The 24,587-nt window shown below is 52.5% G+C and carries 20 protein-coding genes; 19 read left to right on the top strand and 1 reads right to left on the bottom strand.

All coding sequences use genetic code 11. The features are described 5' to 3' along the window. Positions 1-27 precede the first annotated feature (27 nt). From rpsL to tuf, 4 genes are all read left to right on the top strand, one after another. Positions 28-441: a 30S ribosomal protein S12 gene (gene rpsL, locus NIA71_RS11090; RefSeq protein ID WP_148396129.1), complete on the top strand. Its 414-nt coding sequence runs from the start codon at positions 28-30 to the stop codon at positions 439-441. 293 nt (positions 442-734) lie between these two features. After that, a complete protein-coding gene (gene rpsG / locus NIA71_RS11085) occupies positions 735-1,205 on the top strand; it encodes a 30S ribosomal protein S7 (RefSeq protein WP_148396130.1) in 471 nt (156 codons plus the stop codon). 30 nt (positions 1,206-1,235) lie between these two features. After that, on the top strand, positions 1,236-3,299 hold the full coding sequence (gene fusA / locus NIA71_RS11080; protein WP_148396248.1) for an elongation factor G: 2,064 nt from the start codon (positions 1,236-1,238) through the stop codon (positions 3,297-3,299). A gap of 83 nt (positions 3,300-3,382) precedes the next feature. After that, the gene (tuf, locus tag NIA71_RS11075) at positions 3,383-4,576 is read left to right on the top strand and encodes an elongation factor Tu (RefSeq protein WP_148396131.1); all 1,194 of its coding nucleotides are present in this window, start codon (positions 3,383-3,385) and stop codon (positions 4,574-4,576) included. Positions 4,577-4,661: 85 nt separating this feature from the next. Here the strand turns inward: tuf and NIA71_RS11070 are convergent, their stop codons facing one another. Further along, a complete protein-coding gene (locus NIA71_RS11070; protein WP_367177889.1) occupies positions 4,662-6,251 on the bottom strand; it encodes a DUF4368 domain-containing protein in 1,590 nt (529 codons plus the stop codon). Positions 6,252-6,436: 185 nt separating this feature from the next. On the opposite strand from NIA71_RS11070, the gene NIA71_RS11065 reads away from it, so the two are divergent. The 15 genes from NIA71_RS11065 (at position 6,437) to NIA71_RS10995 (ending at position 24,587) form a co-directional block, all read left to right on the top strand. Continuing rightward, positions 6,437-7,408 (top strand): DUF6017 domain-containing protein, encoded by a 972-nt coding sequence (locus NIA71_RS11065; protein WP_055158529.1) that lies wholly within the window; start codon positions 6,437-6,439, stop codon positions 7,406-7,408. Positions 7,409-7,430: 22 nt separating this feature from the next. Further along, entirely contained in the window at positions 7,431-7,649 is a 219-nt protein-coding gene (locus tag NIA71_RS11060) for a DUF5348 domain-containing protein (protein WP_002590558.1), read from the top strand. 72 nt (positions 7,650-7,721) lie between these two features. Beyond that, on the top strand, positions 7,722-8,198 hold the full coding sequence (locus NIA71_RS11055; RefSeq protein ID WP_243197711.1) for a PcfB family protein: 477 nt from the start codon (positions 7,722-7,724) through the stop codon (positions 8,196-8,198). Then, positions 8,195-9,979 (top strand): VirD4-like conjugal transfer protein, CD1115 family, encoded by a 1,785-nt coding sequence (locus tag NIA71_RS11050; RefSeq protein WP_253020417.1) that lies wholly within the window; start codon positions 8,195-8,197, stop codon positions 9,977-9,979. Before NIA71_RS11055 ends, NIA71_RS11050 begins: the two co-directional genes overlap by 4 nt. A 484-nt stretch (positions 9,980-10,463) precedes the next feature. Continuing rightward, positions 10,464-10,679 carry a Maff2 family mobile element protein gene (locus NIA71_RS11045; RefSeq protein WP_045147112.1) on the top strand — a complete coding sequence of 72 codons (216 nt, stop codon included), beginning with the start codon at positions 10,464-10,466 and terminating at the stop codon, positions 10,677-10,679. Positions 10,680-10,698: 19 nt separating this feature from the next. Continuing rightward, entirely contained in the window at positions 10,699-11,568 is an 870-nt protein-coding gene (locus NIA71_RS11040) for a VirB6/TrbL-like conjugal transfer protein, CD1112 family (RefSeq protein ID WP_243197713.1), read from the top strand. 177 nt (positions 11,569-11,745) lie between these two features. Further along, positions 11,746-12,153 carry a PrgI family protein gene (locus NIA71_RS11035; protein ID WP_253020416.1) on the top strand — a complete coding sequence of 136 codons (408 nt, stop codon included), beginning with the start codon at positions 11,746-11,748 and terminating at the stop codon, positions 12,151-12,153. Continuing rightward, complete coding sequence (locus NIA71_RS11030; protein ID WP_243197715.1) at positions 12,098-14,542, top strand: VirB4-like conjugal transfer ATPase, CD1110 family; 2,445 nt, start codon at positions 12,098-12,100, stop codon at positions 14,540-14,542. The genes NIA71_RS11035 and NIA71_RS11030 overlap by 56 nt, the downstream gene beginning before the upstream one ends. Beyond that, positions 14,539-15,498 (top strand): DNA-methyltransferase, encoded by a 960-nt coding sequence (locus NIA71_RS11025; protein WP_253020415.1) that lies wholly within the window; start codon positions 14,539-14,541, stop codon positions 15,496-15,498. The genes NIA71_RS11030 and NIA71_RS11025 overlap by 4 nt, the downstream gene beginning before the upstream one ends. A gap of 35 nt (positions 15,499-15,533) precedes the next feature. Continuing rightward, entirely contained in the window at positions 15,534-17,642 is a 2,109-nt protein-coding gene (locus NIA71_RS11020; protein WP_253020414.1) for a CHAP domain-containing protein, read from the top strand. Between the two features lie 31 nt (positions 17,643-17,673). After that, positions 17,674-17,952, top strand: a complete 279-nt coding sequence (locus NIA71_RS11015; protein WP_243197718.1) for a DUF4315 family protein — start codon at positions 17,674-17,676, stop codon at positions 17,950-17,952. Further along, positions 17,945-18,673 carry a DUF4366 domain-containing protein gene (locus NIA71_RS11010; RefSeq protein WP_243197719.1) on the top strand — a complete coding sequence of 243 codons (729 nt, stop codon included), beginning with the start codon at positions 17,945-17,947 and terminating at the stop codon, positions 18,671-18,673. The genes NIA71_RS11015 and NIA71_RS11010 overlap by 8 nt, the downstream gene beginning before the upstream one ends. Beyond that, positions 18,670-18,858 carry a hypothetical protein gene (locus tag NIA71_RS11005; RefSeq protein ID WP_076776107.1) on the top strand — a complete coding sequence of 63 codons (189 nt, stop codon included), beginning with the start codon at positions 18,670-18,672 and terminating at the stop codon, positions 18,856-18,858. Before NIA71_RS11010 ends, NIA71_RS11005 begins: the two co-directional genes overlap by 4 nt. Before the next feature lie 15 nt (positions 18,859-18,873). Then, positions 18,874-20,964, top strand: coding sequence for a DNA topoisomerase 3 (locus tag NIA71_RS11000; RefSeq protein WP_243197720.1), 2,091 nt, complete (start codon positions 18,874-18,876; stop codon positions 20,962-20,964). 239 nt (positions 20,965-21,203) lie between these two features. Further along, positions 21,204-24,587, top strand: coding sequence for a YodL domain-containing protein (locus NIA71_RS10995; protein ID WP_253020413.1), 3,384 nt, complete (start codon positions 21,204-21,206; stop codon positions 24,585-24,587).

Below are 24,587 nucleotides of genomic sequence, written 5' to 3'. Positions count from 1 at the left end.
GACAGCAGCGCAAGAAAGGAGAAAAGAATGCCTACTATCAACCAATTAGTACGTCAGGGCAGAACCAGCAGCGTGAAAAAGTCAACTGCACCGGCTCTGGGTAAGGGTATGAACTCCATTAGAAGAGTTCCGACCAACGTTAATTCACCTCAGAAAAGAGGCGTATGTACGTCTGTAAAGACCGTTACCCCGAAAAAGCCGAATTCAGCTCTTAGAAAAGTTGCAAGGGTTCGTCTTACGAATGGTATCGAAGTAACAGCCTATATTCCTGGTATCGGCCACAACCTGCAGGAACATAGTGTTGTACTCATCAGAGGCGGAAGAGTTAAGGACCTGCCAGGTGTAAGATATCACATCGTTCGCGGTACACTTGACACTGCTGGCGTAGCAGACAGAGGCAAAGCCCGTTCCAAATACGGCGCTAAACGCCCTAAGAAGTAGTAATCGGGAAATAAAGCGTGTTCTTGATCATAGATTTATGTATACGATGAAATCCATGCGCTCACTTAGTTCGCTGGGATTTCTAGCATAAACTTTGTCTTGCAGCTTGCTAACGCTTGCTGGACAGACTATTATGTCATGAGCGCCGCGGGAGTTTCGGCGGGATAAGGCTGATACTCTCGAGTACCGAAAGCACACTTGCCCGTTTTCAATTCGAGTATTCAGGAAAGCGGGGAGAGTAATTTTCCACGAGACCGTGGAAAGTGAAGTAATATGGCAAGGAGGGAAGAGAAGTGCCAAGAAAAGGAAACGTACCAAAGCGTGAAGTGCTTCCAGATCCAGTATACGGAAGTGTCGTTGTAGCAAAGCTGATCAACAGCATCATGTTAGACGGCAAAAAAGGAACAGCCCAGGCGATCGTTTACGGTGCCTTCAAACAGGTAGAAGAAACGACTGGCGAAAATCCATTGGAAGTATTTGAAAAAGCAATGAACAACATCATGCCGGTTCTGGAAGTAAAAGCCAGACGTGTCGGCGGTGCCAACTATCAGGTACCGGTAGAAGTAAGACCGGAAAGACGTCAGACCCTGGGACTGAGATGGCTGACAAAATACACCAGAGCCAGAGGCGAAAAGACGATGGCCGACAGACTGGCCAAAGAACTGATCGATGCATCCAATAATGCGGGCGCATCCGTGAAGAAAAAAGAAGATACGCATAAGATGGCAGAAGCCAATAAGGCCTTTGCTCACTACAGATGGTAATGCGTAAAAACAGGTAGAAGGGAGGATATGATGCCTAGAAGTTTTCCATTAGAAAAAACTAGAAATATTGGGATTATGGCGCACATTGACGCCGGTAAGACCACAACCACAGAACGAATTCTTTTCTATACAGGAAGAACGCACAAACTCGGCGAAACGCATGAAGGCGCCGCCACAATGGACTGGATGGAACAGGAACAGGAACGTGGTATCACTATCACCTCTGCTGCTACTACAGCACAATGGAAAGACGTTAGAATCAATATTATCGATACACCGGGACACGTGGACTTCACCGTTGAGGTAGAGCGATCCCTGCGAGTACTGGACGGAGCGGTTACTGTACTTTGCGCCAAGGGCGGGGTTGAGCCCCAGTCCGAAACTGTTTGGAGACAGGCGGAAAAGTACGGTGTTCCGAGAATGATCTTCGTCAACAAAATGGACATCATGGGAGCTGACTTTTTCAGAGTCGTAGACATGGTAAAAAACAGACTGAAGGCCAATGCAGTGCCTATTCAGCTGCCAATCGGTGCCCAGGAAGATTTTATTGGGATTATCGACTTAGTAGAGATGAAAGCAGAGATATACAAAGACGACTTAGGAAAGGAATTTGCTGTTGAGGAAATTCCGGAAGACCTGAAAGATACTGCTCAGGAATGGAGAGACAAGCTGGTGGAATCCGTTGCCGAAACGGATGAGGAGCTGATGATGAAATTCCTGGAGGGCGAAGAACTGACAAAGAAAGAAATCAAAGACGCCATCAGAGTGCAGACTCTGGCCGGCGAAATGATTCCTGTAACTTGCGGTTCCGCTTACAGAAACAAAGGTGTTCAGATGATGCTGGATGCTGTTGTGGATTATATGCCTTCTCCGCTGGACATTCCGCCGATCAAGGGAATTGTTCCGGGAAAAGAAGAGGAAGAAGAACGGCCTGCTGATGATAAAGGTCCGTTTTCTGCTCTGGCATTTAAGATCATGGCCGACCCGTTTGTGGGAAAACTGGCCTTCTTTAGAGTGTACTCCGGCAGTCTCAAAGCAGGCTCCCACATTTACAACTCAACGAAGGGCAAGAAAGAAAGAATTGGCAGAATCCTGCAGATGCACGCCAACAAGAGGGAAGAAATCGAAGAGGTTTATTCCGGAGACATTGCAGCTGCAGTAGGATTGAAAGATACTACGACAGGGGATACTCTGTGTGATGATAAACATGAGATCATCCTCGAATCTATGGAATTCCCCGATCCGGTAATTGAAATCGCCATTGAGCCGAAGACAAAGGCCGGTCAGGAAAAAATGGGTATCGCGCTTGCAAAGCTTGCGGAAGAAGACCCGACTTTCAAGACTTATACCAACGAAGATACCGGTCAGACCATCATCGCGGGTATGGGTGAACTTCACCTTGAAATCATCGTAGACAGACTGCTGCGTGAATTCAAAGTAGAGGCCAACGTAGGTAAGCCACAGGTATCCTACAAAGAAACGATTTCACAGCCTGCTGATGTTGACCATAAGTATGCGAAGCAGTCCGGCGGCCGTGGACAGTATGGACATGTTAAAATCAGAATTAACCCGAGAGAACCGGGCGAAGGCTTCGAGTTTACCAATGCAATTGTGGGCGGTGCGATTCCGAAGGAATACATCGGCAAAATTGAAGAAGGTATTAAGGAAGCGATGCAGACAGGTCCGATTGCCGGCTATCAGGTTGTTGACGTTGGCGTTGAACTTTATGATGGATCCTATCATGAAGTCGATTCCTCTGAAATGGCCTTCAAGATTGCCGCTTCCATGGCATTCAGAGAAGCCTGCAAGAAAGCGAAACCTGTACTCCTTGAGCCGATTTTCAAAGTTGAGGTTACAGTTCCGGATGAATACATGGGCGACGTAATCGGAGACATCAGTTCAAGAAGAGGCAGAATCGAAGGGTCTGACATGAACAACGGCGCAGTTGCGGTAAGAGGTTATGTGCCCCTTTCCGAAATGTTCGGTTATGCGACAGACCTGCGTTCAAAGACACAGGGCAGAGGCGTTTATGTTATGCAGTTCGACCACTTTGAGAAACTGCCCGATAACTTGGTGGAATCCATCAATAAATAACCTTTCTTCCACGAAAACGGCATGGCCGTGGGAAGAAGGGATTGCGATCCGCCAGGTGCGGGTCGAGAGAAAGGAGAATAAAAATGGCAAAGGCAAAGTTTGAAAGAAACAAACCACATATCAATATCGGAACCATTGGACACGTAGACCATGGTAAGACAACTCTGACGGCAGCGATCACAACGACCCTGCAGCAGAGATACCAGCTGGGTGAAAAGGTAGCTTTCGACCAGATCGATAAAGCTCCGGAAGAAAAAGAAAGAGGAATCACCATCGCGACCGCTCACGTAGAGTATGAAACACCCAACAGACACTACGCGCACGTAGACTGCCCGGGACATGCGGACTATGTAAAGAACATGATCACAGGAGCAGCTCAGATGGACGGAGCGATCCTGGTAGTAGCAGCGACCGACGGACCAATGCCTCAGACAAGAGAACACATCCTGCTGTCGAGACAGGTAGGCGTACCATATATCATCGTATTCCTGAACAAATGCGACATGGTAGATGACGAAGAACTGCTGGATCTGGTAGAAATGGAAGTAAGAGAACTGCTGGACGAATACGAATTCCCAGGAGACGACACACCGATCATCAGAGGGTCGGCGCTGGGCGCGCTGGAAGATCCTGCCGGCCCATGGGGAGACAAGATCGTGGAACTGTTCGAAGCAGTAGACAGCTATATTCCGGAACCGGAGAGAGATAACGACAAACCGTTCATCATGCCGGTCGAGGACGTATTCTCCATCACAGGCCGTGGAACAGTAGCGACTGGAAGAGTCGAAAGAGGCTGCCTGAAGGTAGGAGAAGAAGTAGAAATCGTAGGACTGACCGAAGAAAAGAGAAAGGTCGTTGTAACGGGAATCGAAATGTTCAGAAAGCTGCTGGACGTAGCGGAAACCGGAGACAACATCGGAGCGCTGCTGAGAGGCGTGCAGAGAGATGAAATCGAAAGAGGGCAGGTACTGTCCGCACCGGGAACGATTCATCCGCACACAAAGTTCAAAGGCGAAGTATACGTGCTGAAGAAGGAAGAAGGCGGAAGACATACGCCGTTCTTCAACGGATACAGACCGCAGTTCTATTTCAGAACAACGGACGTAACGGGAGATCTGCAGCTGCCAGAAGGAACAGAAATGTGCATGCCTGGAGATAACATCACCATGACAATCGAGCTGATCACACCGATCGCGATCGAAGAAGGACTGAGATTCGCCATCAGAGAAGGCGGAAGAACAGTCGGATCCGGCGTCGTATCCGAGATCATCGAGTAATTAAAGATTGATATTAAAAAAGACCACCGGTTAGGGGCGGTGAATTAAGAAAACATTGAAGCAGGAAACGGTATAGCTCAAACGGCTATGCCGTTTCTTGCTGTTTTTGATTGGAATGGTGGGCTTCTTCGATAGCCCGTGAAAAGTCAAATGCACCGATAAAGTTGTAAACGATGGTGATCTCCCGCGTCTTGGATTTCCTGTCAGCGTGGGAAACCTCGATGTGGTCTATGAACTCCCGGAGAATGGTGGCGTCAAGCTCTTTCATGTCTGTGTATTTCTTAACCACAGATACAAACGCCTTGACATCGGTTTGCTGCTTGTCCTGCTGTTTCAGGTCTTGCCGCAAAACCTCCGCCATGTTCTTCAAGTTCCGCTGTTCATGTTCATAGTCATGGGACAGTTTGATAAAGCGTTCATCCGTCAGCTTACCAGTAACATTATCTTCGTACAGGTGGGAAATAATCGTATCAAGCTCGCTGATCCGCAGGTCTGCTTTAGAGAGCGTTTCTCGTTTCCTTGTCAGGTCTGCGCTCTGATCCCTCATGCTGCTGTCTGCTGCGTCCTGAACAAACGCGGCTTCATGCTCATTGACATACTGGATGGCCTCGCGGAGATTCCGCAGGACGATTTCATGCAGAATCACGTTACGGATGGAATGTGTCGTGCAAAGCGTCCGATCCTTGCGATAGGTGGAGCAGATAAAGTATTTCTGTTCCTCGGTGAAGTGTGTCGCTCTGCATTGATACATCTTTCCGCCGCACTCCGCACAGTAAAGAAGCCCGGAGAACATTCCCATATCACCCATTTTGGTGGGGCGACGGCGGGATTTGCGGATGTTCTGCACAATCAGAAAAACGCTTTCCTCGATGATCGGCGGCTGGGTGTTCTCAAAGATCATCCAATCCGTCGGGTCATTCCAAAGTTTCTTCTTGCTTTTGTAGGACTGTTTTTTGGTCTTGAAATTCACCGTATGCCCCAGATAGTCCATACGAGACAAAATGCGTGATACCGTTTCGTTTGTCCACTTGTAAGGATCAGCCGTAGGCTTATTGCTTGCCGGTAGCCCTTTAGTGTGGCAGTAAGCGGTAGGATTTAAGACTTGATTTTTACACAGCCACTTTGCAATTTGCGTTGGCCCCAGCCCATCCACACAGAGGGAAAATATCTTCTGAACAATAGCAGCAGCTTCCTCGTCCACAATCCATTTTTTCTTATCCTCCGGGTCTTTCATATACCCATAAGGCGGGATTGTAGTGAGGTGTTCGCCGGATTTCCCCTTGCTCTGCCAAGTGGCGCGTATCTTCTTTGAGGTATCCCGGGCGTACATCTCATTAAAGACGTTGCGGATCGCGGTAAACTCATTATCGCCCCGCGTACTGTCCACTCCATCATTGACGGCAACAAAATGAACGCCAAATTCAGGAAAGACAATATCCGTATACATTCCTACTTGCAGATAGTCGCGCCCCAAGCGGCTCATATCCTTTACAATGACACGCTTGATCTTGCCCGCCTTGATGTCGGCAAGCATCCGCTGGAAGCCAGGACGGTTGAAAGCTGACGTTAGATAACGATACTTTTGAAAACACTGGAAAATCAAGGTTTTTCGAGCGACGGACAAGCCGGGTATTGTACTAAAAACTGAATACGACGCAAAAGCGGCGTTTCCCACTCTCTACACAGGGAGAACAGGAACGCCGCTTTTTTCATGCCCTTTGTTACGCAGTAGGGGCAGAAAAAGCCTTGCTACAAGCGGCTTTCCGGGCGCGTATCTGACGCGGCAAGGGATTTATACCTTATCCCCCGAAACCGCGCTTCTACTGCGTAACAAATCCACAGCAAAAGGAGTGATTTACTATGGCAGTTTTCCGGGTGGAACGAAACAAGGGCTACACCGTAATGAGCAACCACCACCTACGCAACAAGGAGCTTTCTCTAAAGGCAAAGGGGCTGTTGTCGCAAATGCTGTCACTCCCCGAAGATTGGGACTACACCTTGAAAGGCTTATCCCTTATCAACCGGGAGAAGATAGACGCTATCCGCGAAGCCATACGGGAGCTTGAACGCGCCGGGTATATCGTCCGTTCAAGGGAGCGCGACGAGAAAGGACGCTTGCGGGGCGCGGACTATGTGATATTCGAGCAGCCGCAGCCGCCTACGCCGGATTTACCTACATTGGAAAATCCAACATTGGATAATCCAACACAGGGAAAACCAACATTGGAAAAACCTACGTTGGAAAATCCAACGCAATTAAATAAAGATATACAAAGAACTGACTTACCAAAAAAAGAAAAATCAAATACGGATTTATCAAGTACCCATTCCATTCCTATCCTTTCCCCTAACCCCTCACCTTGCGGGGGAGCGGCTACGCCGCCGGAACGGAAAGGAACGGAAGCGGCAGCACAGAGCGCAGTAGAGATATACCGGGAAATCATCAAGGACAATATCGACTACGACATTCTCAAACAGGACATGAAATTTGACGGGGACAGGCTTGACGAGATTGTAGACCTCATGCTTGAAACGGTATGCACCGCCAGAAAGCGGGTGCGGATTGCGGGGGACGACTACCCGGCAGAGCTTGTGAAGTCAAAGTTTATGAAACTGGACGGCGAGCATATCCGCTTTGTGCTTGACTGTATGCGGGAGAACACAACCAAAATCCGCAACATCAAGCAATATCTGAAAGCAGCCCTTTTCAATGCCCCGTCCACAATCGGCAACTATTACACTTCCCTTGTCGCCCATGACATGGCAAGCGGCGCACTTGCGCCACAGGAGCCGCACGACCCTTATTCATTCAAACCGGGCGAAAGCCTGTAAACAACAAAAGGAGGATTTTATTATGGCACAGAGAACAGGAGCATTGGTATTTGACGAGCGCACTGACCGTTACGACATTCGCTTTGACCTCAATACTTACTATGGCGGGCTGCATTGCGGCGAGTGCTTTGACGTGTTCGTGCGGGGCAAGTGGAAGCCTACCCGGATTGAATACGGCGACAACTGGTATCTTGTGGGTATCAGAGCCGAGGACTTGAACGGTCTGCGCGTCCGTATCTAAAGCCTATGGGAAGCCCCAGAAGCGGCGTTCCCCCTTAACCACTATCTGACTACCGCGAAAGGAGGACGGTAAATGCAAGACGAAGTAAACGAAAAGACCATAGCCCTTTACATCAAGACCGGGAAGCTGACCGCGCAGACGCTCCAAAAGGCAATGAAAGCCATACTGTCAAAGGGCAAGAAGCAGCTTGCGAAACAGCCACAGGGCAAGCAGAGCTTAAAGCAGCTTATGAAGCAGAACGCGGGCGTTTCCAACATTGAGATTACCGAGGGCAATATCAAAGCCTTTGAGAGTACGGCGAAAAAGTACGGTATCGACTTCGCGCTGAAAAAGGACACGACGGAAAGCCCGCCCCGCTATCTTGTTTTCTTCAAGGGGCGGGACGCGGACGTGCTGACCGCAGCCTTTAAGGAGTTTTCCGCAAAGAAGCTGACACAGGACAGGAAGCCCTCTATCCGAAAGCTGCTGACAAGCCTTAAAGAAGCCGCACAGGGCAGAAACGCACAGCGAGAGAAAGTAAAAAACAAAGACAGGGGGCGGGAATTATGAAGCCGGAAATCAAGAAGCTGCTTATCCTCAATCTCCCGTATCTGCTCTTTGTCTGGCTCTTTGATAAAGTGGGCGCGGCTGTCCGCTTATCCCCCGGCGCGGACACGAGCGCGAAGCTGTTACATCTTGGGGACGGTTTTACCGCCGCCTTTTCCAGTGCCGCGCCGAGCTTCCACCCCGCCGATTTGCTTATCGGCATTGCGGGGGCGGTCATTGTCCGGCTGATTATCTACGTCAAGGGCAAGAACGCGAAGAAGTACAGGAAAGGCATGGAATACGGCTCTGCACGTTGGGGGACAGCCGAGGACATAAAGCCGTACACAGACCCGGTATTTGAGAACAATATCCCCCTCACGCAGACGGAACGGCTCACCATGAACAGCCGACCGAAGCAGCCGAAATATGCCCGCAACAAGAACATTCTTGTAATCGGCGGTTCCGGCAGCGGCAAGACGAGATTTTTCGTCAAACCGTCGCTTATGCAAATGCACAGCTCATACGTCGTCACAGACCCGAAAGGCACCGTCTTAATCGAGTGCGGGAAGCTCTTACAGCGGGGCGGCTATCGGATAAAAGTGCTGAACACAATCAATTTCAAAAAGAGTATGCGCTACAATCCCTTTGCCTATCTGCGGAGCGAAAAGGACATTTTGAAGTTAGTCAATACCATTATCGCCAACACCAAAGGCGACGGGGAGAAATCCGGCGAGGATTTTTGGGTGAAAGCGGAAAAGCTCTACTATACCGCGCTAATCGGCTATATCTGGTACGAAGCCCCGGACGAGGAAAAGAACTTCACGACGCTGCTTGAAATGATAAATGCGTCGGAAGCCCGCGAGGACGACGAGGACTTCCAGAACCCGGTTGACCTCATGTTTGAACGTCTGGAAGAAAAAGACCCGGAACATTTTGCGGTCAAGCAGTACAAAAAATACAAACTTGCGGCGGGCAAGACAGCAAAAAGCATACTTATCTCATGCGGCGCGAGGTTAGCCCCATTCGACATTAAGGAGCTGCGCGAGCTTATGGAAACCGACGAAATGGAGCTTGACACCATAGGCGACAGAAAGACCGCCCTTTTCGTCATTATCAGTGACACCGACGATACCTTTAACTTTGTCGTGAGTATCCTCTACACACAGCTATTCAACCTCTTGTGCGACAAGGCAGATGATGTGTACGGCGGGCGGCTTCCCGTCCATGTACGGTGCTTACTTGATGAATTTGCGAATATCGGGCAGATACCGAAGTTTGAAAAGCTCATAGCCACCATAAGGAGCCGGGAAATATCCGCGTCAATCATCTTGCAGAGCCAGTCACAGCTAAAAGCCATTTACAAGGACAACGCCGATACCATAGTCGGCAACTGCGACACCACGCTTTTCTTGGGCGGCAAGGAGAAAACGACGCTCAAAGAAATATCGGAAATTTTAGGCAAGGAAACAATCGACAGCTTCAACACTTCCGAAACCAGAGGGCGGGAGCTTTCGCATGGGCTGAACTATCAGAAATTGGGAAAGGAGCTTATGACACAGGACGAAATCGCGGTCATGGACGGAGGGAAATGTATCTTGCAGCTACGCGGGGTGCGCCCGTTCTTTTCGGACAAATTCGACATAACGAAGCACCCGAAATACAAGTACCTGTCCGATGCAGACCCGAAGAACGCCTTTGACATGGAGAAGCACTTGCGCCGCCGCCCCGCTATCGTCAAGCCCGATGAAGTCTTTGACTATTACGAGATTGACGCGGCAGACTTGCCGGAAGATACAGAAGCGTAAAAGAAAAGGACAGGGAAAAGACCTTTGCATTATGGAAATGTGCATAACTGCCTATTCCGTCATGGAAAACGCCGTTCACAGCACATGGAAAAGCAAAGGGCAGCTTTCCCACGTCCTGCAAACAGCGTTTCCCACAACTCCATAAGCAAGGCAGTTATACACATTCCCACAATGCCGACTGCTACGACGAAAACCGCACCCTCTCTTTCTTTCATTCATAAGAGCAAAAAAACTTAAAGGAGGTATCACAATCAGAAACGTAAACACAGGCTACATGATACGCGCCCCCACTCCCCCGGCGCAGCACACAGCGGCAGAAGCCGCAGCCCTTACAACTGAATACCGCCGCGCCGCAGACATTTAGGCGGCGTGGGGAACCCGCCGAACCCCGGCGGGCTTATGACCGCGGCAGTTACCAAAACTGGCCGCCGTTTTTTATGCCCTTTTTCGGGCAGCCGCACACGCGGCAAGAAAGGAGAACTTTATGGCATTTTTTAATTCGGCAGTAGGCGTTTTGCAGACCCTTGTTATCGCTCTTGGAGCTGGCCTTGGTATCTGGGGCGTGATTAACCTCATGGAGGGCTACGGCAACGACAATCCGGGCGCGAAAAGCCAGGGCATGAAGCAGCTCATGGCGGGCGGCGGCGTTGCCCTTATCGGCATGACCCTTGTACCGCTGCTTTCCGGCCTGTTCGGTTAAGAAGCGCGGGTAAAGGCTTATGCAGAGCATACTTGACGCGATTAACGAATGGATAAAGGAAATCCTCATAGGAGCCATAAACGGTAATCTGTCAACTATGTTCGGGGACGTGAACGAGAAAGTCGGCACTATCGCCGCAGAGGTAGGGCAGACCCCGCAAGGGTGGAACGCGGGTATCTTCTCCATGATACGGACGCTATCGGAGAATGTAATCGTACCCATTGCGGGGCTTGTCATTACCTACGTCCTATGCTATGAGCTTATCAGCATGGTAACGGAAAAGAACAATATGCACGACGTTGACACTTCCATGTTCTTCAAGTGGGTATTCAAGGCATACGTCGCAGTCTACCTTGTGACGCATACCTTTGACATCACTATGGCGGTGTTCGATATGGCGCAGCACGTTGTTTCCGGCGCGGCGGGGGTAATCGGCGGCAGCACGAACATTGATGTTGCCGCCGCCCTTGCTTCCATGCAGAGCGGGCTTGACGCTATGGAAATCCCCGAACTGCTCTTACTTGTCATGGAAACCTCACTTGTGAGTTTGTGCATGAAGATAATGTCCGTACTGATAACCGTTATCCTCTACGGAAGAATGATAGAAATTTACCTTTACTGTTCGGTATCGCCTATCCCGTTTGCAACAATGACTAACCGGGAATGGGGACAGATAGGAAACAACTACCTAAAATCCCTGTTCGCTATCGGCTTTCAAGGCTTCCTCATAATGATATGCGTCGGCATTTATGCCGTACTGGTGAACAACATGATAATAGCGGACAACCTGCACAGCGCGATATTCTCCCTTGCAGCCTATACCGTTATCCTCTGTTTCTCCCTGTTCAAATCCGGCGCACTGGCGAAGTCGATTTTCTCCGCGCATTAGCGGCGTGTCAAGGGTAGGGTGGAGATTTTCAGAGCGAAGCGGCGAAAATACTACCCGACCTTGACGCGGGAAAACCCCATAGAATAGGGACGGGCAAAGGGCAGAAATTGACCTTTGCCTTGATTGCCCCTATGGGAAGTTACAGCAACACAAAACATAACGAAAGGAGGTTTTCACTTGGCGTATGTACCCGTACCCAAAGACTTATCCAAAGTCAAGACAAAAGTAGCGTTCAACCTTACCAAACGGCAGATTGTATGTTTTGCGGCGGCTCTCATTATAGGTTTGCCGCTTTTCTTTCTGCTCAAAGACAGCACAGGCACAAGCCTTGCGTCTATGGCTATGATTGCGGTCATGCTGCCCTGTTTCCTCTTTGCCATGTATGAGAAGCATGGACAGCCCCTTGAAGTGGTGGTGAGGAACATCATACGGACGAAATTCATAGCCCCAAAGGAACGACCATACAGGACTGAAAATTTATATGCTGACCTTGAACGGCAGCGAAAACTTGAAAAGGAGGTATCAGCGATTGCAAAAGGAAACACGAAGAAACAGCGCGGCGGGAAACGCGCCCGCAAAGGCTAACCCGCCCCGCAAGCTCACCCGCGCCGAGAAGAAGCAGATTGCGGAAATCATCAGACAGGCAAAGGGCGACGGGAAAGCGCACACCGCGCAGCAGACAATCCCCTATATCCAGATGTACCCGGACGGTATCTGCAAGGTTACGGAACGGAAATACTCAAAGACCGTCGCCTTTGAAGATATTAACTATCAGCTTGCACAGGCAGACGACAAGACCGCCATTTTTGAGAACTGGTGCGACTTCTTAAACTACTTTGACGCTTCCGTTTCGGTGCAGCTCTCTTTCATCAATCAAGGGACGCAGCGGGGCGAAGCAGAGAAATCTATCCATATCCCGGCACAGGACGACGCTTTCAACTCTATACGCAGCGAATACCGGGATATGCTGAAAAACCAGCTTGCAAAGGGCAACAACGGGCTTGTCAAAGCAAAATATATCACCTTTGCCATTGAAGCCGACAGTCTGGGCGCGGCGAAATCCCGCCTTGCCCGTATCGAAACGGACGTACTCAACAACTTTAAGCTCTTGGGCGTGTCTGCCCGCCCCATGACGGGCTATGAACGCCTTAAAATGCTGCATGGGATTTTCCACCCGGAGGGCGGGCAGTTTGCCTTTGATTTTTCTTGGCTTGCCCCGTCCGGGCTTTCCACAAAGGACTTTATCGCCCCGTCCTCTTTCCGTTTTGGCGAGGGGCGGTATTTCCGCATGGGGCGCAAAATCGGCGCGGTTTCATTCCTTGAAATCCTTGCGCCGGAATTAAACGACCGTATCTTATCGGATATTCTGGACTTGGAAACGGGCGTTATCGTCAATCTGCATATCCACAGTATCGACCAGACCGAAGCCATAAAGACAATCAAGCGGAAAATCACCGACCTTGACAAAATGAAAATCGAGGAACAGAAAAAAGCGGTACGCAGCGGCTACGACATGGATATAATCCCGTCCGACCTTGCCACGTTCGGCAGCGAAGCAAAAAATCTCTTACAGGACTTGCAGAGCCGGAATGAAAGAATGTTCCTCTTGACGTTCCTTGTGGTGAACATGGCAGACACAAAAAGGAAACTGGAAAATGACGTGTTTGCGGCGGCGGGCATTGCACAGAAGAACAACTGCGCCTTGACCCGCCTTGACTACCAACAGGAAGCGGGGCTTATGTCCTCTGTACCGCTTGGGGAGAACCTTATCCCCATTCAAAGAGGGCTTACCACGTCAAGCACCGCTATCTTTATCCCCTTTATCACACAGGAGCTTTTCCAGACGGGCGCGGCTTTGTACTACGGCTTAAACGCCCTGTCTAACAACATGATACTCTGCGACCGCAAGCAGCTAAAGAACCCCAACGGCTTAATCTTGGGTACGCCGGGAAGCGGGAAATCCTTTGCAGCCAAACGGGAAATGACAAACGCTTTCCTCATTACCGACGACGACATTATTATCTGCGACCCGGAAGCAGAGTATTTTTCCCTTGTGCAGCGGCTTGACGGGCAAGTGATACGGTTATCCCCTACGGGCAAGGGCATTGACGGGAAACCCCAGTATGTGAACCCTATGGATATTAACCTCAACTATTCCGAGGACGACAGCCCCCTTGCGCTGAAATCCGACTTTATCCTCTCCCTCTGCGAGCTTGTCATAGGCGGCAAGGAGGGCTTGCAGCCCGTCGATAAGACCGTCATTGACCGCGCTGTTAGGAACGTGTACCGCCCTTTCCTTGCAGACCCCGACCCGGAGAAAATGCCGATTTTGGGCGACCTCTACGACGAGCTTTTGAAGCAGCCGGAGCCGGAAGCGGCGCGTATCGCGTCGGCGTTGGAGCTGTATGTTTCCGGGAGCCTTAACGTCTTTAACCACAGGACGAATGTAGAGCTTTCAAACCGCCTTGTCTGCTTTGACATCAAACAGCTTGGGAAGCAGCTCAAAAAGTTAGGTATGCTCATTGTGCAAGACCAGGTATGGAACCGCGTCACAATCAACCGGGCAGAAAGGAAATCCACCCGCTACTACATGGACGAATTTCATCTTCTCTTGAAAGAGGAACAGACCGCCGCCTATTCCGTCGAAATCTGGAAGCGTTTCAGAAAATGGGGCGGCATACCCACAGCAATCACGCAGAACGTCAAAGACCTTTTGGCAAGCCGCGAAGTGGAGAATATCTTTGAGAACAGCGATTTTGTCCTTATGCTCAATCAGGCGGCGGGCGACCGGGCTATCCTTGCGAAGCAGCTCAATATCTCCCCGCAGCAGATGAAGTATGTCACCCACACCGAAGCGGGCGAGGGGCTTATCTTCTACGGTAACGTGGTGCTGCCCTTTGTAGACCGCTTCCCGAAAGACACCGAGCTTTACCGGGTAATGACGACGAAGCCGGAGGAAGTGGGCGAAGCATGAACGAGCTGAAAACTGACACAATCATCAACCGGGACGCGCTCTATGCCTTGCGGGAGCTTCCAGAGGAAAGCGTACATTGTTGCGTCACAAGCCCGCCCTACTATGCACTTAGGGATTACGGGCTTGACGCACAGATTGGGCGGGAGGACACGCCGGAGCAGTACATTGACAGGCTTACCGAAGTTTTCCGCGAAGTGCGCCGGGTACTGCGTACCGACGGTACTTTCTGGCTGAATATCGCGGACACCTACTGCGGCACAGGGAATAAAGGCTACCATGCAGACCCGAAGAACCCCAGAGGGAGGAACGGTCAAGCCGTATCAATCGCAAGACAGGCGGCGGGCTGCAAGCAAAAGGACTTAATCGGTATCCCGTGGCTCTTGGCTTTTGCCCTACGCGCTGACGGGTGGTATCTGCGGAGCGATATTATCTGGCAGAAAGAGAACCCCATGCCGGAGAGCGTGAAAGACCGCCCTACCCGCTGCTATGAACATATCTTTCTGCTTACAAAATCAAGGAAATATTTCTATGACGCAGCCGCCATAGCCGAGCCGTTAGCCCCCACAACGGCGGCGCGGTACCGCACCGGGCGCAGCGCGGGACAGAAATATGCGGACGAAGTACCCGGACAGGGAAACGTACAGGGGCTTAACCGGGCGAGAAGCGGCAGCTACTACGACGAAGCCCTCATGCCGACCATGCGGAACAGGCGGGACGTGTGGCTTATCAATACCGTACCCTACAAGGGCGGGCATTTCGCCGCGTTCCCGCCGAAGTTAGCCGAAACCTGTATCAAGGCGGGCTGTCCGAAAGGCGGCATTGTGCTTGACCCCTTTTTCGGCAGTGGCACGACGGGGGCAGCCGCAAGGCAGCTTCACAGGCATTATATAGGCATTGAGATAAATGCCGAGTATTGCGCCCTTGCAAGGGCGCGGATTGGAGGGACAGAAAAATAAAACAGTATAAAGCGCGTGAGAAAGTCACGCAGAAAATGACCCGCGAGGGAGCCGTTGAGGTAAACGCCGCCACAGGCAAGAAAAAGCGTATCAGCAACCGCATAAGGGACGCTGACCTTACCAGAAAGGAAGCCGCCCCGCAGCAGCCGGGACAGGCAGCGCAGACCATACCGGGCGGCGCAGCTTCCGCGCCCGCAGCCGACGCGCCGCCGCTTCCCCATGCGCCGGGGGCAGAACGGGAACAGGACACCGCAGCAGCCGAGCGCGTCTTAGAGCATATCGACGGGGCGCATACCCGCGCCGCTTCCAAAAAGGCGGCGAGAAAGGCACAGGCAGAAGCCACAGCAAAAGAAAAATCTTCCCGCTTGCAGTTTACCGAGGAAGAACGGGCAACGCCGGAGCTTGAAAAGTATATCCGAAAATCGGACAAAGCAGCCGACCGTCTGGACGCGGCAAAGGCAGCTATCCCCAAAGAAAAGAAACTTATGGGGGAGCGCACCTTTGACGAAGCCACCGGGAAAGGCAAGACCCGCCTACGCTTTGAGGAACGGGAAAAGCCCATAGGAAAGAACAAGCCCCACAATAACCCGCTATCCCGCCCCGCACAGGAAGCGGGTACTTTCGTCCACAACAAAATACATTCCGTTGAAAAGGACAATTCCGGCGTTGAGGGGGCGCACAAATCCGAAGAACTGGCAGAGCGCGGCGCGAAGTACGGGGCGCGGAAAGTCAAGGAGGGCTACCGCAGCCACAAGCTCAAACCCTACCGGGCGGCGGCAAAGGCAGAGAAAGCGGCGTTCAAGGCGAATGTGGATTTCCAGTACCACAAAGCACTACATGACAATCCGCAGATTGGGGGCAACCCCCTTTCCCGCTTCATGCAGAAACAGCAAATCAAGCGGCAGTATGCAAAGGCGGCAAGGAAAAGCGGAGCAAAAACGGCACAGAAAGCCGCAGAGAACACCCGCAAGGCAGCGAAGAAAACAGCCGAGGAAACAAAGAAAGCGGCGGCGTTTGTGGCAAGGCACCCGGCGGGCGTATGTATCGCCGTTGCCGCGCTGCTCTTATTCATCATGGTATCGGCGGGGCTTTCCTCTTGCGGCTCTATGTTCTCCGGCTTGATGAACGGCATTGTCGGGACTTCCTACACGTCGGAGGACAGCGACCTTGTGGCGACGGAGAACAATTACGCCGCAAAGGAAAACGAGCTTCAGCAGAGGATTGACAATATCGAGCGCGACAATCCGGGCTATGACGAATACCGTTACGACCTTGACAGTATCGGGCATAACCCCCATGAATTAGCGTCCTACCTCACCGCCCTTTTCCAGACCTACACCCCGCAGAGCGCACAGGCAGAAATAAACCGCGTCTTTGCCATGCAGTACACCTTGACGCTGACGGAAGAAATTGAAGTACGCCACAGGACGGAAACCCGCACAGGAACGCGCACCGTCACCGACCCGGAAACGGGGGAAACCTCTACGGAAACCTACGAATACGAGGTTGACGTTGCCTATAACTATTACATTCTGAACGTGAAGCTGACGAACAAGCCTGTTTCCGAGATTGCGGAGGAACTTCTAACGCCGGAACAGCTTGAAATGTACCGCGTCTATCTGGAAACAAGCGGCAACAAACCGCTGATTTTTGGCGGCGGTTCTCCCGATACGGGCGCGTCCGAGGATTTGAGCGGCGTACAGCTTGTGAACGGCACACGCCCCGGCAACACCGCCATTGTAGAGCTTGCAAAGCGGCAGGCCGGAAACGTGGGCGGGCGTCCTTATTGGAGCTGGTACGGATTTAACAGCCGCGTGGAATGGTGCGCCTGTTTCGTTTCATGGTGCTACGGACAGGCGGGGCTATCCGAGCCGCGCTTTGCCGGGTGCCAGTCACAGGGCGTACCGTGGTTCCAGTCACGCGGGCAATGGGGCGCAAGGGGCTATGCGAATATCGCCCCCGGCGACGCTATCTTTTTCGACTGGGACGGGGACGGGAGCGCAGACCATGTAGGGCTTGTTATCGGGACGGACAGGGAGCGCGTCTATACCGTTGAGGGCAATTCCGGCGACGCCTGCAAGATAAAGAGCTATCCCGTTGACTATGGCTGTATCAAGGGCTACGGCTTAATGAATTGGAACTAAAAACTGAAAATCTGAAAGGAGAAATTGATTTATGGCTATGAACAAGATTGAACGTATCGACAAAGAGATTGCAAAGACCCGCGAGAAAATCACCGAGTACCAGAACAGATTAAGGGGGCTTGAAGCGCAGAAAACCGAAGCGGAAAATCTGCAAATCGTACAGCTTGTGCGCTCCATGCGCCTTTCCCCGCATGAGCTTTCCGCTATGCTTTCCGGGGGCGGTATTCCGGGCATGGAAGCCGCGCCGGACTACCCCGCAGAACCCGCAGACCACGACACCGAAGAAATGGAGGACACCGAGAATGAATAAGAAAATCCTTAGAACCTTGACCGCACTCTGCGCCGCCCTTGTACTTATGGGCGGCTTTTCCGTCACCGCCTTTGCACAGACCCCGGAGGGACAGGACGACACCGACGACAGCGGCGTTGTCTATGAGGAACCCCAAAAGGAAGAACCCCTTACCCCGGACGGGAACGCGACCCTTGTAGACGATTTCGGCGGCAACAAGCAGCTTATCACAGTGACGACCAAAAACGGCAATTACTTCTATATCCTCATTGACCGGGACGACGAGGGCGAGAACACCGTACATTTCCTTAATCAAGTGGACGAAGCCGACCTTATGGCACTCATGGAGGACGGAAGCACCGAAACAGCAGCCCCGCCCGCTGTTTGCAGTTGCACCGATAAATGCGAGGCCGGGAAAGTGAATGTGAGCTGCCCCGTCTGCAAGGACAACATGACCGCTTGCAGCGGCAAGGAAGCGGAGCCGGAAACCGAGGAACCGCCGGAGCAGCCCAAAGAGAAAAGCAATACGGGCGGGCTTGTGCTTTTCCTTGTCGTGGCACTTCTTGGCGGCGGGGGCGCACTCTACTATTTTAAGTTTATGAAGCCGAAGCAGAGCGTCAAGGGCGGCACCGACCTTGAAGATTTCAACTTTGACGACTACGACGAGGACGAGCCGGAGCCGGACGACGGGGAGGGCTTGGACGTTCCCGAAGATGAAGAAGCGGAGGACAGGGACGCATGACGCTTTTCACCGAGAACCCTTTAGAAAGAATGATGATACAAAGACCCACCGGGCGGCGTGACAATGCGCCGCCCGTTCCAAAATCCCCGGCGTGTATGCGCTGCCCTTATAAGGCGCAATCCCCCTGTATCGGCTATTGTCTGAAACAGGCACAGGAGAAGAAGCATACTGCGCCGGAACGCTGAAAGGAGGATTTTTTCATGGCACTTAGACTTGTGATTGCAGAAAAGCCGAGCGTGGCGCAGACTATCGCCGCCGCGCTTGGCGTTAAGGGAAAACAGGACGGATATATCGAGGGCGGCGGCTACCTCATTTCATGGTGCGTCGGGCATTTGGTACAGCTTGCGGAAGCCGCCGCCTACGGGGAGCAGTACAGGAAATGGCAGCTTGACAGCTTACCCATTCTGCCGGAGGAATGGCAGTACGCCGTTGACCCGGACAAGGGGAAGCAGTTTGCGACCTTAAAGGAGCTTATGCACCGCACCGACGTTTCGGAAGTGGTGAACGCTTGCGACGCGGGGCGCGAGGGAGAATTGATATTCCGCTTTGTCTACGAAGTGGCGGGCTGCAAGAAGCCCATGCGCCGCTTGTGGATTTCCTCAATGGAGGACGGGGCAATCAAGGCGGGCTTTGCTTCCCTCAAAGACGGGCGGGAATATGACGCGCTCTTTGCGTCTGCCCTCTGCCGCGCAAAGGCTGACTGGCTTATCGGCATTAACGCCACCCGGCTTTTCTCATGCCTGTATGGAAAGACCTTGAACGTGGGGCGCGTCCAGACCCCGACCTTGAAAATGCTCACCGACCGGGACGCGGCTATCTCCCATTTCCAGAAAGAGAAATATTACCATGTGCGTCTTGACTTATCCGGCGCGGAAGCGGCAAGCGAGAGGATTTCCGACAAGGCAGAAGCCGACGCGCTGAAAGGGGCTTGCGAAGCGGGAAAGGCGGTATGCGTTTCCCTCACCAGAGAGAAGAAAACCGCAGCCCCGCCAAAGCTCTTTGACCTTACCTCTTTGCAGCGGGAAGCGAACCGCATTTTCGGCTACACCGCGAAGCAGACCCTTGACCTTGCACAAGCCCTTTATGAAAAGCAGCTGTTGACTTATCCGAGGACGGACAGCAGCTTCCTCACCGACGACATGGGCGATACCGCAGCGGGCATTATCACGCTGCTTTGTGAAAAGCTCCCCTTTATGGCGGGCGTGGGCTTCACACCGGGGATTGCAAAGGTATTAGACAGCAAGAAAGTATCAGACCACCACGCAATCATTCCCACTATGGAGCTTGCAAAGACAGAACTTGCCGCGCTGCCGGAAAGCGAGAGGAATATCCTCACCCTTGCGGGGGCGCGTCTGCTCTCTGCTACCGCCGAGCCACATATCTTTGAAGCGGTTACGGCGGTTTTCTCATGCGCCGGGACAGACTTCACCGCAAGGGGAAAGACCGTACTTTCGGACGGTTGGAAAGAGATTGAACGCAGATACCGGGCGACGCTGAAAAGCAAACCCGACCCGGAGGACGGGGAAAATGAGGGTGTGACGCTGCCGGAGCTTTCCGAGGGACAGAGCTTTGAAAAACCCGCCGCAAAAGTAACGGAGCATACCACAACGCCGCCGAAGCCCCACAGCGAAGCGTCGCTTCTCTCTGCTATGGAACGCGCCGGGAACGGGGACACCGACCCGGAGGCAGAACGCCGGGGGCTTGGCACTCCCGCCACCCGCGCCGCAGTCATTGAAAAACTGGTAAAGGGCGGCTTTGTGGAACGCAAGGGGAAGCAGCTTATCCCTACCCAAAACGGAAACAGCCTTATCTGTATTCTGCCGGATAACCTCACTTCCCCGCAGCTTACCGCAGAATGGGAAAACAATCTGACGCAGATAGCAAAGGGAGCCGCAGACCCCGGAGAATTTCTGTCCGGCATTGAAGCTATGGCGCGGGAGCTTGTGCAGACACACGCCGCAGCACTGGACGGGAAAAAGGATTTATTCAGAGAGGAAAAGCCCTCTATCGGGAAATGCCCCCGTTGCGGTTCCCCCGTTCATGAGGGGAAGAAAAACTACTATTGCAGCAACAGGGAATGTGCCTTTGTCATGTGGAAGAACGACCGTTTCTTTGAGGAACGCAAGACCGCTTTTTCCGCGAAGATTGCCGCCGCGCTCCTTAAATCCGGCAAGGCGAATGTGAAGAAGCTCTATTCCCCGAAAACAGGCAAGACCTACGACGGGACTATCGTTTTAGCTGACACTGGCGGGAAATACGTCAACTACCGTATCGAAGTGCAGAAGAACTAAAAACTGGAATAGCAAGCATAGGAAGCGGGTACCCACTTCCGTAAATCCCCGTTACGACGCTGACGCGCCGGACGGGGATTTTGCTTGTTGGGAAGTTTCCCAAACCCTCTTTTGCGGAGGGCTTCACCCTCTGAAAATCTTCAAAAAACTTTGGCAGAAATGCGGGTGTGCCGTAGTAGGCTATGCAGCCAAAAAATGCAGCTTATGACGCTGCCCCAGAGAAAGGAGGTTTTTCAACTATGGCAAGTTTACGGGACACCGTAAAGGACTATCAGGACGAGCTTAGGGACGGTATCGCATGGGTGGCGTTCTGGAAACAGGGGCGTTCATGGAACGCGGAATATTTTCATCTTGATATGGACGATACGCTCTACCCGGAGGACAGGAGCCGGTTAGAGGAAATCAAAAGCATTGACCCCGCCGCCGTTATCTTAAACGGCTACTATTGCGGGCATTTAGGCGAGGATATGAGCCTTGACGAGCTGACCGCCGGAGTGCGCTACCACTACGAAAACAGCATGAACGACATTGACGGTTTTATCGGGGCGCATGACGACAGGCTTCCCCCGGAGGTTATCGAGAAAGCGAGGGCAGCCGCCCATGAAGCGGGGCTTCCCTTTTCCGAAAACCCCTACCGGGACGGGGAGGATTTTAACCCCTATGTATTTGACGGGAGCATGAGCATTGAAGATTTTGAGCTTATGCACCGCATGATGGAACAGGAAAGGAGAGAAAAAATGAGCGAGCAGTTTTCGATTTTGATTGACAGCCGCACCCGCTTTGAAACAGGCGAACCGGGCGGCGTGTGGCTTCCCATGCCGACCACAACGCAGCAGCTTCACGCGGCTATGGAAAGCGTCGGCATTACCGCAGACAACCCACAGGATTTTTTCATCAATGGATTTGCCGACACCGAGCAGCAGCCCTTTGACGTGCCGCTTCCCGTTATCCAGAGCGCGGGGATTGACGAGCTGAACTATCTTGGGAAGCTCTTGGAAATGCAGGGCGACGAGGACAGGGACAAGTTTACGGCGGCGGTGACGCTTGGGGAACGCGCCGGGAACATCAAAGACCTTATCAACCTTGCACAGAACCTTGATTGTTACTGGCTCTATCCTACCGTACAGAGCGAGGAAGATTACGGCTATTACCTTATCGACGAGCTGGACGAATTGGAGCTTCCCGAAGAAGCGAAAAAGTATTTCATGTATGAGGAATACGGGCGGGACGCAGCTATCAATGACGGGGGACGCTTTACCGACCAGGGCTATATTTACAACAACAAGAACACCTTTACGGAGTGGTACAACGGGCGCGAAAGCGACATTCCCAAAGAGTATAAAGTAATGAGCTTCCCGCAGCGGTCACGCCCCGACCCGGAAAAGGTAGAAATGGACGCAGCCGCGCCGGGGCAGAGAACGGCACAGGCCGCAGAGCAGACACAGGAGCCGCGCCCCGTTATCCCTATCGTGCTGACGAGCGAGAAGCCCGCCGAAAAGCTCAAAGAGATTACCGACCGTCTGGAACAGGGCATTACGGAACTCTTTGACAGCGAGCGTTACAAGGAATATCTGCGCGTCATGTCAAAATTCCATAATTACAGCTTCAACAATACGCTGCTTATCGCCATGCAGAAGCCGGACGCTTCCCTTGTGGCGGGCTTTTCCGCTTGGAAGAATAATTTCGGGCGCAACGTGATGAAAGGGCAAAAGGGGATTAAAATCATTGCCCCGTCGCCATTCAAAATCAGACAGGAAGTGGAGAAGATAGACCCGCACACGCAGAAGCCCATTATCGGCAAGGACGGGAAGCCCGTTACCGAGGAAAAGGAAATCAAGATACCCGCCTACAAGGTAGTGTCCGTTTTCGACGTTTCCCAGACCGAGGGAAAGGAGCTGCCGGATATTGCGGTGGACGAGCTGACGGGCGACGTTGACCGCTACAAGGATTTTTTCGCAGCCCTTGAAAAGACTTCCCCCGTCCCTATCGCCTTTGAGAATATCGAGGGCGGCTCTCATGGCTACTACCACTTGGAGGACAAGCGCATTGCTATCAACGAGGGCATGAGCGAGTTGCAGACCTTAAAGACCGCCATTCACGAAATCGCCCATGCGAAGCTGCACGACATTGACCTCAACGCGCCAGAGGACGAACAGAAGCCCCGCGTTGACCGCCGCACCCGCGAAGTCGAAGCGGAAAGCGTCGCCTATACCGTCTGCCAACATTACGGGCTTGACACGTCGGACTACTCTTTCGGCTACGTCGCCGGGTGGAGCAGCGGGCGGGAGCTGTCCGAGCTGAAAAGCTCCCTTGAAACGATACGCAGCGCAGCCGCCGAGATTATCAATTCCATAGACGAAAATCTTGCGGAGCTGCAAAAGGCACAGGACAAGGAGCAGACCGCCGGACAGGAGCAGCCCACCAGAGAGGAACAGGCAGCCCCGAAAGAACAGCCGCAGCCGGAAGCCCTGACAAAGGCAGATACAGCCGGGAAAGAGAAGCCGGAGCCGGAAGCAGCCGCACCGGGAAAATCCGGCGCACAGGAAAAAGCGGACGCAGCCCCGAAAGAAGCCTTTGCCCCGGAAACGATTTACAGAGTGCGCCGGAACCCTTACGGCGACAGCCGAGAAAACAGCTACCTCTTGCAAGCCTATGTGACACAGGAGAACGGGCGGGCGAAAATGGGCGACGTTCTTTTCACCGGGACGCCGGAGAAATGCCGCGAGCTTATGGGGCAGCTTAAAAGCGGCGAGCTGACCGAGGGCGACGTAAAACAGCTTTACGCAAAGGCACAGGAAACGGCAAAGACCGCCGTGCCGGACAAAGACACCTTTTCTATTTACCAGATAAAGGGCGGGGACGAAACAAGGGATTTCCGCTTTGAGCCTTACGACCGCCTGCAGGCGGCGGGAAATGTGGTTGACAGGGCGAACTATGAGCTTGTCTATTCCGCGCCCCTTGCGCCGGGGACTTCCCTTGAAGATATTCATACCCGTTTCAATATCGACCACCCCAAAGACTTGAAGGGACATAGCCTTTCCGTTTCCGACGTGGTAGTGCTTCATCAGGACGGGCAGGACGCGGCACACTATGTTGACAGCGCGGGCTTCCGGCAAGTGCCGGAGTTTTTACAGGAGCAGAAACAGCTTACCCCGGACGACTTGGAAACGGGCGAAACCGTCAAAACACCGAGGGGGACTTTCCATGTAACCGCCATGAGCCGGGAGCAGATAGAAGCCGCCGGATATGGCTTTCATCATCAATCCGACGACGGGAAGTATCTGATTATGGGGAACGGGACGCGGGCGTTTGCCGTTGCCGCAGAGCAGCCGGAAAAGGCAAACCCTTTGAAGCACGTCGAGGACACCGTAGAGCAGAACGACAACAACTTTGACGGTATCATCAACAACACCCCTACCGTTGACGAACTGGAAGCAAAGGTCAAGGCGGGAGAAACGATTTCCCTTGTTGACCTGGCTAATGCGGTCAAAGCCGACAAGGAGCGCGTCAAGGGAGCGAAGCCGGAAAAGAAGCCCTCTATCCGGGCGCAGCTTAGAGCCGACAAGGAAAAGGCGCAGAAGAAAAACGCAAAGCAGAAGTCACAGGACTTGGAAAGGAGCTGA

Source organism: Ihubacter massiliensis (assembly GCF_024125305.1).
GTDB lineage: Bacteria > Bacillota > Clostridia > Peptostreptococcales > Anaerovoracaceae > Hominibacterium > Hominibacterium faecale.
This window is presented reverse-complemented; position numbering and strand designations above follow the sequence as displayed.

Bases quoted from the DNA above. Each gene is read 5' to 3' on its own strand.
- NIA71_RS11045 (WP_045147112.1), top strand. From the start codon at position 10,464: ATGGCATTTTTTAATTCGGCAGTAGGCGTTTTGCAGACCCTTGTTATC.
- NIA71_RS11000 (WP_243197720.1), top strand. From the start codon at position 18,874: ATGGCACTTAGACTTGTGATTGCAGAAAAGCCGAGCGTGGCGCAGACT.
- NIA71_RS11015 (WP_243197718.1), top strand. From the start codon at position 17,674: ATGGCTATGAACAAGATTGAACGTATCGACAAAGAGATTGCAAAGACC.
- NIA71_RS11005 (WP_076776107.1), top strand. From the start codon at position 18,670: ATGACGCTTTTCACCGAGAACCCTTTAGAAAGAATGATGATACAAAGA.
- NIA71_RS10995 (WP_253020413.1), top strand. From the start codon at position 21,204: ATGGCAAGTTTACGGGACACCGTAAAGGACTATCAGGACGAGCTTAGG.
- NIA71_RS11065 (WP_055158529.1), top strand. From the start codon at position 6,437: ATGGCAGTTTTCCGGGTGGAACGAAACAAGGGCTACACCGTAATGAGC.
- NIA71_RS11050 (WP_253020417.1), top strand. From the start codon at position 8,195: ATGAAGCCGGAAATCAAGAAGCTGCTTATCCTCAATCTCCCGTATCTG.
- rpsL (WP_148396129.1), top strand. From the start codon at position 28: ATGCCTACTATCAACCAATTAGTACGTCAGGGCAGAACCAGCAGCGTG.
- tuf (WP_148396131.1), top strand. From the start codon at position 3,383: ATGGCAAAGGCAAAGTTTGAAAGAAACAAACCACATATCAATATCGGA.
- fusA (WP_148396248.1), top strand. From the start codon at position 1,236: ATGCCTAGAAGTTTTCCATTAGAAAAAACTAGAAATATTGGGATTATG.
- NIA71_RS11060 (WP_002590558.1), top strand. From the start codon at position 7,431: ATGGCACAGAGAACAGGAGCATTGGTATTTGACGAGCGCACTGACCGT.
- NIA71_RS11055 (WP_243197711.1), top strand. From the start codon at position 7,722: ATGCAAGACGAAGTAAACGAAAAGACCATAGCCCTTTACATCAAGACC.
- NIA71_RS11040 (WP_243197713.1), top strand. From the start codon at position 10,699: ATGCAGAGCATACTTGACGCGATTAACGAATGGATAAAGGAAATCCTC.
- NIA71_RS11010 (WP_243197719.1), top strand. From the start codon at position 17,945: ATGAATAAGAAAATCCTTAGAACCTTGACCGCACTCTGCGCCGCCCTT.
- NIA71_RS11025 (WP_253020415.1), top strand. From the start codon at position 14,539: ATGAACGAGCTGAAAACTGACACAATCATCAACCGGGACGCGCTCTAT.
- NIA71_RS11020 (WP_253020414.1), top strand. From the start codon at position 15,534: ATGACCCGCGAGGGAGCCGTTGAGGTAAACGCCGCCACAGGCAAGAAA.